Source organism: Ensifer sp. (assembly GCF_035999185.1).
GTDB lineage: Bacteria > Pseudomonadota > Alphaproteobacteria > Rhizobiales > Rhizobiaceae > Ensifer.
This window is the reverse complement of the sequence record NZ_DASYHB010000216.1, coordinates 1-11,922: the sequence shown is the minus strand read 5'-3', so window position 1 is coordinate 11,922 and position 11,922 is coordinate 1. Positions and strand designations below refer to the sequence as shown.

Annotated in this window: 9 protein-coding genes; 4 read left to right on the top strand and 5 right to left on the bottom strand. The window is 62.0% G+C overall.

The window, feature by feature from the left end; all coding sequences use genetic code 11:
* Nucleotides 1-229: 229 nt before the first annotated feature.
* The 5 genes from VGO04_RS31460 to VGO04_RS31440 all read right to left on the bottom strand — a co-directional run bounded on the left by VGO04_RS31460 (nt 230) and on the right by VGO04_RS31440 (nt 6,225).
* Complete coding sequence (locus tag VGO04_RS31460; protein ID WP_327499915.1) at nt 230-1,843, bottom strand: ABC transporter ATP-binding protein; 1,614 nt, start codon at nt 1,841-1,843, stop codon at nt 230-232.
* Nucleotides 1,840-2,658, bottom strand: coding sequence for an ABC transporter permease (locus VGO04_RS31455; RefSeq protein WP_327499914.1), 819 nt, complete (start codon nt 2,656-2,658; stop codon nt 1,840-1,842). Before VGO04_RS31455 ends, VGO04_RS31460 begins: the two co-directional genes overlap by 4 nt.
* Nucleotides 2,655-3,599, bottom strand: a complete 945-nt coding sequence (locus VGO04_RS31450) for an ABC transporter permease (protein ID WP_077965505.1) — start codon at nt 3,597-3,599, stop codon at nt 2,655-2,657. Before VGO04_RS31450 ends, VGO04_RS31455 begins: the two co-directional genes overlap by 4 nt.
* Before the next feature lie 15 nt (nt 3,600-3,614).
* Nucleotides 3,615-5,174, bottom strand: a complete 1,560-nt coding sequence (locus tag VGO04_RS31445; protein ID WP_327499913.1) for an ABC transporter substrate-binding protein — start codon at nt 5,172-5,174, stop codon at nt 3,615-3,617.
* A 139-nt stretch (nt 5,175-5,313) separates the two neighbouring features.
* Nucleotides 5,314-6,225: a GntR family transcriptional regulator gene (locus tag VGO04_RS31440; protein WP_327499912.1), complete on the bottom strand. Its 912-nt coding sequence runs from the start codon at nt 6,223-6,225 to the stop codon at nt 5,314-5,316.
* Nucleotides 6,226-6,356: 131 nt separating this feature from the next.
* Here VGO04_RS31440 and VGO04_RS31435 point away from each other — a divergent pair, with 131 nt between their 5' ends.
* The 4 genes from VGO04_RS31435 to VGO04_RS31420 form a co-directional block, all read left to right on the top strand.
* Nucleotides 6,357-7,475, top strand: coding sequence for a C45 family peptidase (locus tag VGO04_RS31435; protein WP_327499911.1), 1,119 nt, complete (start codon nt 6,357-6,359; stop codon nt 7,473-7,475).
* A gap of 64 nt (nt 7,476-7,539) precedes the next feature.
* Nucleotides 7,540-8,868, top strand: coding sequence for an aminotransferase class III-fold pyridoxal phosphate-dependent enzyme (locus VGO04_RS31430; protein WP_327499910.1), 1,329 nt, complete (start codon nt 7,540-7,542; stop codon nt 8,866-8,868).
* A 178-nt stretch (nt 8,869-9,046) separates the two neighbouring features.
* Nucleotides 9,047-9,967 (top strand): MurR/RpiR family transcriptional regulator, encoded by a 921-nt coding sequence (locus tag VGO04_RS31425; protein WP_327499909.1) that lies wholly within the window; start codon nt 9,047-9,049, stop codon nt 9,965-9,967.
* Nucleotides 9,968-10,275: 308 nt separating this feature from the next.
* Nucleotides 10,276-11,922, top strand: a 1,647-nt coding sequence (locus VGO04_RS31420; protein ID WP_327499908.1) for a TonB-dependent siderophore receptor, incomplete at its 3' end; no start/stop codon positions are given.

Sequence of the window (11,922 nt, the reverse complement as noted above, 5' to 3'; positions counted from 1 at the left end):
GGAATGCTCTTGCCGGAGCGCGCAGCGCGCCAGGTGCCGTCGATGTGAAGGAGAATGTCCGGATAATGCGCCATGGGGTAGCCTTTGCTGAATGATGTTCATCGCGTCGATTGCGCGAGGTGGCATGATCGGGCCGGTGGGCCTTGCCGGGCATTCCTGATCGCCAACAGTGGCGGCGCAACAGCAAGGCAGCCGATGCTGCGCCGTCCGCTACTGCTCAACGCCTGAGCTAAGCCGCTCGCCAGACGAGGTCGATGCCACCGCCGTCAGCCGGAGTAAGCATGGGAACCGCCGACAGGAGCTTCTTCGTGTAGGATGACGTCGGCCGGTCGAAGATTTCGTCACGGCTGCCCTGTTCCTCGATGACGCCGCGATGCATTACCACGACGCGATCGGCGATCTGTTCGACCACGCCAAGGTCGTGCGAGATGAAAAGGCATGCAAATCCCTGCTGTTCCTGCAACTGCGACAACAGTTTGAGGATCTGGGCCTTTACGGTCATGTCGAGAGCCGAGACCGCTTCGTCGGCGATGACGAGATCCGGCCGGCGAGCGAGCGCACGGGCGATGGCGACACGTTGCCTTTGTCCGCCCGAGAGCTGATGCGGAAAACGGTCGGCGAATTGCGGACCGAGTCCGACCTCGCTCAAGACTTCGTCCACCCGCTGGCGGCGCTCGGCCGACCGCATCGATTTTTCGTGCCGGAGCGGCGCCGCGACGATCTCGCGTACGCGCATCCTGGGATCGAGCGAGGAGTAGGGATCCTGAAACACCATCTGGCAATTCGCTCGGTAATCGGCGTAGCCGCCGCTCTTCCGGTTCACGGCCTGGCCGCGGAAGGTCAACGTGCCTTCGTTCGGTTGCAGCAGCCCTGCGATGATGCGGCCAAGCGTCGTCTTGCCGGAGCCTGATCCCCCGACCAGCGCGACTATCTCGCCGGGATGGATGTCCAGATCGATGCCGTGCAGCACTGCCTTGGCGCTGCTGCCGCTTCCATAGGCAAGTTTCATGTTCCTGACGCTGGCGAGTGGAGCGCTTGGCGCGACCGCGCGCGCCGGCGCGCGGCGAGGAAGGGCGGACAAAAGTTTCCGGGTGTATTCGTGGCGCGGGGCGCGCAACAGTTCGCTGGTCGCTCCCTCCTCGACGCACACGCCCTTCTGCATGACCAGCACGCGATCGGTGTATTGGGCGACCATCGCCATGTCGTGGCTGATGAGCACCATTGCGGTGCCTTTCTCTTCGACCAGGGCATGCAGCAGTTCCAGCACCTCTCGCTGGACGACCGCATCGAGCGCGGTCGTCGGCTCGTCGGCGATCAACAGCGCAGGCTCCAGCAACATGACGGAGGCGATCATGATGCGCTGGCGCATGCCGCCTGAAAACTCGTGCGGAAAGGCGCGAACGGCGGCGTCGGGATCGGCAATGCCGACACGTCTCAACATCGCAAGGATTGCTGCCTGGCGTTCGTTGGCGTCCATTGCGGTGTGCAGCGCCAGACCTTCCTCAAGTTGCCGGCCGATTGTGAGTGCAGGGTTGAGCGAGGTCATCGGCTCCTGGAAGATGAGGCCTATGCCCTTGCCACGCAACTTGCGCAGGTCTTCAGGCTGAAGATCTCCCATGTCGCGATCCTCGAAACGGACGCTGCCGCCGAGCTTCGAGATTCCGGCTGGAAGCAGCCCGATGACGGCACGCATCAGCATCGACTTGCCGGAGCCGGATTCACCGACGATGCCGATGCGCTCGCCGCGGCGAAGCGTCAGGCTGACGCCGCTGACGACCTGGGTGGCGACGGCCGTGGCGCCGAGCACCAGCCGGTCGACCGTGAGGAGGGTTGGCGTGTTCATTGCATGCCTCTCATTTTCGGATCGAGCCGATCCCGCAGCGCGTCGCCGAGGAGATTGATGCCGAGCAGCACGATCGAGATGCAAAGGCCCGGGAAGATCGCAAGCCAGGCGGCCTGGGCGAGGTAAGGGCGGGCAGCGGCCAGCATGTTGCCCCAGGTCGGCGCTGGTGGGGGTACACCGAGGCCGAGGAAGGAAAGAGCGCTCTCCGAAAGCAGGGTCCAGCCGAACATCGATGTCGACAGAACCGTCAAAGGGGCGAGGCAATTGGGCAGGATGTGGCGAAGCAGCGTGTACATCTCGGAATCACCTGATACACGCGAGGCATCGATGAATTCGCGCTCCCTGAGCGACAGCACGGTACCGCGCACGATCCGGGCGACCGAAGGCGTATAGGCGATGCCGAGCGCCAGCACGATGCCGTATTTGTTGGCGCCGAAGATCGCGAGCAGGCCGAGTGCAAGCAGGATGCCGGGGAAAGCGAGCAGGGCGTTTGTGACGGCCACAAGCACACGATCGGTCCATCCGCCGAGATAACCTGATATCGAGCCCAGCGCGGTGCCGAGAATGGTCGCAATCGCAACGGTCGCGAGACTGACGATGCCGCTTGCCGAGGCACCGAGCATCAGACGACTGAGCACGTCGCGCCCGAACTCGTCGGCGCCGAGCAGGTGCTGGATCGACGGTCCCGCCAGGCGCGCCTTCATGTCGAGCGCCATCGGATCGTAGGGTGTCCAGACCGAACCGATACAGGCTGCGATCACGAAGGCGCCGACGAACAGGCCGCCAACCATCGCATTGGCAGAAAGGGTCTTCATGTGATTTTCACTCGCGGATCGAAGAGCGGATAGCAGAGGTCGACGATCAGATTGACCAGCACGTAGATGACGGCGATGAACAGCAGGCATCCCTGGATCACCGGATAGTCACGGCCGAAGATCGCATCGACCAGAAGTCGTCCGAGGCCGGGAATGGTGAACACGGTTTCGACGACGGCGATGCCGCCCAGCATGTTGCCGAGAACCAGGCCGATCAGCGTCAGCGTCGGCGCAAAGGCGTTGGGAAACACGTGTCGCCACAGCACGGTGCGCTCGGGAAGGCCCTTGGCACGCGCATGGGTAATGTAGTCGAGCCTTAGGACTTCGAGCGCCGAGGCGCGCGCCATGCGCAGTAGCACGCCGATCTCGTGCAGGAACAGGGTGAGGATCGGCATCAACACGTAAAGCAGTCCCCGGCTCGGGTCTTCGGCGACCGATACGTAGCCGACCACCGGCAACCAGCCGAGCTTGAGGCCGAAGATGAGCAGGATGACGAGGCCGAGCCAGAAGGTCGGGATCGACAAGAGCAAGGCCGCAACGGATACGAGCGTCAGATCAAGCTTCGAGTTCTGCCGGAGTGCGGCAATGAACCCGGCGGGGACCGCAGCCAGCGAGGCAAGGGCGACGGCAACGAGGACGATGCCGGCGCTCACTTTGAAACGTTCGATGACGAGATGGGCCACCGGCTCCTTCGTCGTGATCGACGTCCCGAGATCGCCCTGGAACACGTTGGTCAACCAGATCGCAAACTGCGTCAGGATGTTCTTGTCCAGGCCGAGATCCGACCGCAGGGCGGCGACGCTCTCGGGCGAAGCCATGTCTCCAAGCAGGAGCGCGGCCGGATCACCGGGAACGAGACGGATCAGGAAGAAGACGACGACGGCGACGAGGAAGACCGTTGGAACGGCCATTCCTATTCGCGACAGGATGAAGCGCAGCATCTCGACCGGACCTTCTTACTCGGCGATCGTAACTTCCCATGCCCTGGGCATGGAAAAGATCGAAGCCGCGTAGTTCTGGACGTGTTTCTGGTAGGCCGACGCCTCGAGCCCGTTATAGAGCATGATGAAGGGCACGGTTTCCAGGAAGCGCGCGTGCAGCTTGTCGAAGATCTCCTGGCGCTTGGCCGGGTCGGAATAACGCACGGCGTCGGCGAGCATGGCCTGTGCGTCCGGATCGTCCCAGACCTTGCGCGGCTCCTTGTCCTTGTTGCCCATGACGGAGTCCATGGTCAGCGCGGGGTCGTAGCGTCCCGAATAGGGGAACACCATCGCCGTATAGTTGCCGCTCTGATACCGGTCGAGCTGTGCCGCCCATTCCAGCACTTCGAGTTCAGCGGTAATGCCGACCTGTTGCAGCATTGCCTGCGCCACGATTGCCGCGTCGTAGGTGTTGGAGTACCGCGTATTGGCGATGAGCTTGATCGGTTGGCCGTTGTAACCAGCTTCCCGCAGCAGCGCCTTTGCCGCCTCGGGATCGTAGCTGTAGCCCTGGGTCTGGGCCGGCGAATGGTACTTTGAGGTCGGCGGTATCAGCGAGTTGTTGGCCTTACCGAGGCCGAGCGTGATTCCCTCGACCATGCTCTTGGTGTCGAGAGCCATGGCGATCGCCTTGCGGATGCGCATGTCCTTGAGCAAGGGATCGCGTGTCTGCAACAGGAGCGCGACGATGCCGGGATTGGTCGCCAGCGAAACGGCGGTATCGGCGTTCTGCTTGAATTCCTCGACATCGGCATAGGGAACGTCCGGCACGATATCGATGTCGCCATTGAGCAGCGCAGCTTTTGCCGAGGAGCGGTCGGGAATGACGGCGAAGCGGACGGCCTCGACAAGCGGACGCTTGGCGCCGGTGTAGCCGTCCCGCTTTTCTTCGCTTCGCACCGCGTAGTCGGCAAAGGCTTCCAGGTCGATGAATTCGCCCTTACGCCATTCCTTGTAGCGGAAGGGACCGGTGCCGACAGGCACATTGAACGAGCCGTCGGCATTGAACGATGACTTATCGAGAATGCCGGTCATGCCGCAGTCGGTTCTGGCAAGCGTTGCCTGAAAAAGAGCGTTCGGCTTTTCGAGCTTGAAGACGACGGTTTTATCGTCGGGTGCCGTGACCGATACGACATGGGCGGCGCCACCCTCGGCAAAGTCGTTGCGGCATCGCCATTTCGTGGCTTCGTCCATGTAGCGGTTCCAGTTCCAGACGACGTCGGCCGAAGTGAGCACGTTGCCGTTATGGAACTTGACGCCATCCCTGAGCGTGAAGGTGTAGGTCAGGTCGTCGTCCGAGACAGCGACCTCCTTGGCGAGCAGCGGCTTTACCGAAGCGTCCTCGCCGTATGCGACGAGACCCTCGACCATGTGCAACACGACGGCGTCGCTGTTGGCGTCTCGGTTGACGCCCGGGTCGAGGCTGCGGATGTCGGCATTGAGCGCGATCTTCAGCGTTTCGGCTGCCGCCGGGCCGCAGGCCAAGGTCAGCGCTATTGCTGCGGCCGACGCGGCCAGTCTCTGTCTACGGTTCACCTCAGTTCTCCTCTTTGCGGTCTGTCCGGTTTTTCCGGTTGAGTGAACTGTGCCTTTTGTTTGCTCATAATGCAATACAAAAAATCGCAAAGCTTTTCCGCCTCTGCAAATGAGGAGGCAAATGCGCTCTCGGAAGGCGTTATCTTTCGCTGCGGATGCGGTCCTCGACCTTCTGCAGCGTCGATTCAAGGTGGCGCCGGAGCGCAAGCTGCGCGAACTCGATCTCACCGGAACCGATATAAGTGAGGATCTGGATGTGCTCCTTCAGCGACCGCTCCATGCGCTCGGGCCGGAGCCGATCGAATACCGAGGACTCGCGCAGCAGCCTGAGGTCGTTCTGCATGCGCACGGATTGTAGGATGAAGCGGTTTCCGGACCAGGCTGCCAGTGTCTCGTGGAAGGAGGCGTTCAGCTTCAACCAGCTGTCGCGGCTGATGCTGCCGGCGGCATTGATCTGGTCGAGCATGTTTTCGTGTTCGGCAATGAGGGCCTTGAGCGCATCCGGATCGGCGCGGTAGTTCGGTTCGGCGAGGCCTGCAAGCTCGATCGCGATGCGAAAACGGTAGCTTTCCGCCAGGCTTTCTGCGCTGTCGAGCGAATCGACAAACGCCCATCCGTGGCCGCGCTGGCGGTGAATGAGGCCTTGCGAGGATAGTTGTGTCAACGCCTTGCGGATTGTGCCGCGTGCAATGCCGTATCGTTCCGTCAATTCGTTTTCCGACACTTCCTGTGGAATGGTGCCAACAGAGCGGTCGCGCAGGATCTGCTGCTTGAGGCGTTCCGTTTCGCTCTCGCTGAACGTCTCGATGTAGGTGTCGGTGCCGAGATCGGTGGCGGCGACAAAACCCTTGTTGGGGATGAGGCGCACCAGCTCCTTGGTCGCAAGAATCTCGAGGGCGGCCCGCATCGGCGTGCGCGATACGCCGAACATTGTTGCCAGGGTCTTCTCCACGATCGGATGGCCGGCCCGCCAGCCTTCCTTTTGCGCCTGGAGCAGGATCTGCCGGGCAATGTCGATCTGCAATGCGCTCGGGCTGCTTTCCGTGCTCATCAACTGGCTCCAGGGTCTGGTCGGTCTTTGGGATGTGCTTCTGACATAGCTGTTCGATTTCCTCTGGACAATTGCTTGCGATAGTGCATTTTAAGTCTACAAAACGCAACAATGAGTGAAAGAGAAGACAGATGACCGTGGCGCCATTTCCGTTCGTTTCGATCGCAGGAGCTCCATCCGAGCGGGGCCGTCAGTATGGTCAGCAGGCGAAGGACCGAGTGCGTCGCAGTGTCGAACTCTACGCCGGCCGGCTTGCGACGCTCGGGGTCCTTACCGACGACCTGAAATCGATCGTTGCCGGCTATGTGCCGCTCATCGAGGCATTTGACCCAAACTTCGTGGTGGAGATGAAGGGTATCGCTGAGGGTGCTGACTTGCCGTTCGAGCACGTCGTGCTGATCAATGCCCGCACCGAGATCCTTGCAAGGGCGCGAAGGACACAGGCGGCGAGGGCCGAACATTCGGGCGACGGCTGTACCGGTGTCGTCGTCCTGCCTGAGCGCAGCGCCACGGGCGAACTCGTGCACGCGCAGAACTGGGACTGGATGGCAGAATGCGCGGAGACGGCCATCGTCCTGCGCGTCAAGCCTGATCAAGGTCCGTCCTACCAGACCTTCACCGAGGCCGGCGGCCTCGCGCGCAGCGGCATGAACGACCAGGGCATTGCCGTCACGGCCAACTATCTCGAGAGCGATCGCGACTTTAACGGTGATGGCGTGCCGCTGGCGCTGATCCGGCGCATGGTTCTGCAGCAGGAACATTTGGCGATGGCGATGCGCGCCGTGGCCGGAACGAGGAAGTCGGCGTCGAACAACATCATCGTCAGCCACAAGGATGGCTTTGCCGTCAGCTTCGAATGCGCGCCGGACGAAGCGTTCAACATCTATCCGGAAAACGATCTCATCGTGCACGCCAACCATTGGCAGAGCCAGACGGCGCTTCTGAAATTGCGCGAGCACGCCCATTCAAGCTGGTCGGACAGTTTCTACCGCGATTGGCGCGTTCGCCGCATTCTCGAAAAGTCCGACAAGATCGGGGTCACCGAGGTCAAGGCCGCACTTGCCGACAAGTTTGGTTACCCCTACGCCGTCTGCCGTCCGCCACATCGCTCGTCCCGCGGCCATGTCTCGGCGACGGTCGCGACCATCGTGATGCGGCCGGCGGCCGGTGAAATGGAACTCGCGGTGCTGCCGGCCGACAATCCGAGCTTCAAGAGCTACCCGACCTACCGGGATGAAATCGCCGCCTGAAGGCCTGCCGGCGCGCCCTGTCGGTGCGCCTGCTCGACGATCTGACAACTGAAGGCCCAATCACATGGATACGCTCACCACGCCCGGACCGAACAGCCTGGATGCCTATTGGATGCCGTTCACGGCAAACCGGGATTTCAAGGCGAATGCGGCGCTGATCTCGCATGCCGAGGGGCTCTATTACTTCACCAGCAACGGCCATCGTCTGCTCGACGCCATTGCCGGTCTCTGGTGCGTCAACGCTGGGCATGGTCATCCGCGGATTGTCGAGGCGGTCCAGAAGCAGGCGGCGCGGCTCGACTTCGCCTCCTCGTTCGGCCTCGGGCATCCGCTGGTCTTTGAGTATGCCAATCGGCTGACGTCGATCGCTCCGGCGGGCATGAACCATGTGTTCTTTACCAACTCGGGTTCCGAAGCCGCCGATACGGCGATCAAGATCGCGCTTGCCTATCATCACGCACGGGGAGAGGGGCAGCGCCAGCGCATCGTCGGGCGCCAGCGCGGCTATCATGGTGTTGGCTTCGGGGGCCTGTCGGCAGCTGGAATGGGGCCGCACAAGAAGCAGTTCGGCATGCTCTTGCCCGGTGCCGTTCACCTGCCGCACACGCACGATCCGGCAAGGAATGCCTTCAGCCTCGGTCAGCCTCGCCACGGTGCGGAACTTGCCGATGCGCTTGAGCAGATGATCGCGACCTACGACGCTTCGACGATCGCAGCCGTCATCGTCGAACCTGTCGCCGGTTCGACCGGCGTGTTGGTGCCCCCGGTCGGCTACCTCGAACGGCTGCGTGAACTCTGCTCACGCCATGGCATCCTCTTGATCTTCGATGAGGTCGTCACCGGCTTCGGGCGGCTTGGCCGGCCCTTTGCGGCCGATCGCTTCGGGATCATACCCGATCTCCTGATGGTCGCGAAAGGCATGACCAACGGTGCGGTTCCGATGGGCGGCGTGATCGCCTCGAGCGCCGTCTATGACGCGGTCACCGGGAAAGCGGCCTCGGGTGCTGTCGAACTGTCGCACGGCTACACCTATTCCGGCCATCCGCTGGCAGCGGCGGCCGGCCTCGCCTCGCTCGATGTCTATGTTTCCGAAGGCCTGTTCGAAAGGGCGGCGCGGCTTGAGCCGCATTGGCAAGCATGCGCCCACAGCCTCAAGGGTCTTCCAGGGGTCGTCGACATCCGCAACCTCGGCCTGCTTGCCGGCATCGAACTTGGGGAGGATCCGGTCAGCGGCAAGGCGCTGGCCAGGAAAGTCTACGAGCATTGCTTCGAACATGGCGTGCTCGTTCGTCCGGTGGCAAACACGATCGTGCTGTCGCCGCCGCTAACCATCGGCGAGGATGAGATCGAGACGATCTTCGCGACCATCGAGGCCGCGCTGAAGGCGGGCTGATGCTGCGATCGCCATTGACGGACGCGGCTCCCGGAGGCGGCGGCAGGTCGCCGTGCCGGCGACCGCAAAGGTCGGTCGTGTTCAGCCACGAGAACCCGTAGACCGGTGACTTCGTTGAGTGTGTGCTGCTAGAAGTAGAGCCGGTAGGGAAGAACCTGAGAGCCGGCGATTCGATGAATTGGCGAATCGCGACAGACGTTCCGGGCTCCTCAACAACGACAACAACGGGATGCATACGGCTTTGGACGGACAGAACACGCTTCAAGATCGATTCCAGCGGCACAAGAGCAAGCTTAGCCGTTCTGAGCTTGCGGTTGCCGAGTATCTCCTGGCAACGCCGATCGACGAGCTCGTTTTCCAGAATGCCGAGGATATTGCGGCCAGGAGTGGCACCAGCGATGCGACGGTTATCCGGGCCGCACGACGGCTCGGATTCAGTGGACTGCCGGAGCTGAAGAGACTGTGCAGCCGGGCCATGGCAAAGAGTGTGCCCACCACCGAGCGTCTGTCGCAGCGTTTTCGTGCGACCGGCGATGATATCGTCGCCATCAAGAAGCGGGTTTTCTCCACGGTACACGAGATCATGGATTCCTGTGAGGAGAAGCTGGATGTTGCCCAGCTCTCCCTGGCGACACAACTCCTCGATCAGGCCGATACGGTGTGGTGCATGGGGATCGGCCGATCGGAAGTGGAGGCGCGGCACTGTGCGATTGCGCTGAGCCGCGTGGGGCTGCGCACGCGCCATACCGGTTCTTCAGGCTTTTCCCTCGCAAACGAACTGATCGACCTGCGCGCCGGCGACGTCATCGTGCTCTTCCACACGGCGCGCGAGACGCCAGAGCTCAGGCTCGTCGTCGATCATGCCGAAAAGCTCGGCTGTCGCGTGGTGATGGTCTGCGGCGTACAGTTGACGGACCTCTACCGGGAAAAAGTCTCGGCCGTCCTCACCTGTGTCGGATCCGCGACGGGGCTCGCGAGCTGGACGCTCGGGGCGATCGTCGTCTCGGACATGCTCGCCTATGGCATCGCCGCTCGTAACCAGGGACGCGCCTTGGAGACGCGAGAACGCCTCGCCGATCTGCGGGGGCGGCTGCCGTAGCGGCGTGCCAACCATCTAAATTTGGCGCCTCTAAAAAATATGAGTACGATGGTAATGTTTTGTTGAAGTGTGCACTTCAATAATGTAGTAGCTCCGACATGACCGCAATCGTCGCGGTCTTCTGCTTTGCCTGACGGGGGCTGCGAATGAAAAATCTCCGAAATCCCAGACGCTAGCGCTTGCAGAGATCTCGGCCGCCAATGTGGCCGAAGCTCGCAGCGCGTCATCACTCCATTTCTGAAGTCTCAGCCCCTGCGCGAAGGATCGTCGCGCGCGGTGTCGGCACGTTCTTTTCAATCGGGGGACCGATGTTTCGCAATCGCAACTTTATCAGGCCAGTGCTGCTGGCTTCCGCTGCAATCATTCCGGTCCAGGGTTTTGCCCAGGAGGCGACCAAGGGGAGCGCAACGCAACTCGAGGCCATCACCGTCACCGGCAACTGGCTGGAAGAACCCAACAAGGAGAAGATGCTGAAGCATCCCGGCGCCCGCACGATCGTCGACAAAGAGGAGTTCGAGGAGCGCGGCGCGATGGACGTTCGCGATGCGCTCAACCAGATCCCGGGCGTACAGGTGCAGGAAAGCAGCGGAACCGGCGGCAGCGACGTTTCGCTGAACCTCGGTGTGCGTGGTCTGACCTCCCGGCTTTCTCCGCGCTCGACCGTGCTGATGGATGGTGTTCCACTGTCTTATGCGCCCTACGGCCAGCCGCAGCTGTCGCTGTTTCCCCTGACGCTCGGCAATGTCGAGGCGATCGACGTCGTGCGTGGTGCCGGCTCCGTCCGCTACGGGCCGCAGAATGTCGGCGGGATCATCAACTTCGTCACGCACCCGATCCCGGATGAATTCACCGCCCGGATCTCGTCCGGCGCCGAGGCCAATGGCGGCGTCAAGGCGACGCCCAGCCTGCTTGTCGGCGGCACCAATGACGACGGGCTCGGAGCGGCACTGCTTTACTCCGGCATTCACGGTGAAGGCTACCGCGACGGCAACGATCGCACGGACATCGACGACCTCATCCTCAAGGGCAAGTACGAGCTGTCCGATACCGATACGATCGGCCTCCAGTATCACCACTATAGCGGCGAGGGCCGCATGCCCGGCGGCCTGACGACCGCCGAATATGCCGAGGACCCCTTCCAGTCGACGCGTCGCTACGACGAGTTCAGTGGACGCCGCAACGACATCTCGCTTCGCTATCAGCACGACGACGGCGAGAACAATTTCGAAGTTCTCGGCTACTACGTGAACTCCTTCCGTGGAAGTCACGTCGAACAGCAGGGCACCGGTAGCAATGCGGGCCGATACCGCCTGACCTCCGCCCCGCGCGACTACGAGTATTTCGGCATCGAGCCACGCTACTCGCGCCTTTTCGAGCTCGGAGACACCACGCACGAAGTGACCGTCGGCTATCGCTATCTCTGGGAGGAGAGCTCCGAAGTCGCTGCGCGGACAGGCTTTTACACGCGCGCTTCCGGTATCGATCCATACGACCTGCCGATGAACACCTACCAGACGAGCGAGGGCGGAACGACGGCGCATGCCGTCTACATCGACGACAAGATCGGTATCGGAAACTGGACGATCACGCCCGGCATCCGCTACGAGATGATCAGCACCGACAATACGGTCACGGATCTTGCCGGCGGCGTGGTGACAGGCAAACGATCACCTGAAATCGATGCCAACGAGCTTCTCCCCACACTCTCCGTTGCCTATCAGGTCAACGACGTCTGGAGCGTCTTTGCCAATGCCGGGGTTTCCTTCGGGCCGCAGCAATACAGCCACTTGGCGTCAACCACGGATGGCCTGCACCCGGAAAAGGCAAAGACCTACGAAATCGGCACCCACTACGAAGGCGATGCCCTGAGTGGCGAGTTGACCGCCTTCTTCATCGATTTCGACCAGGAACTCTATCTGAGCCGCAACATCGTCGGCGAGGGGCTGTGGACCGAT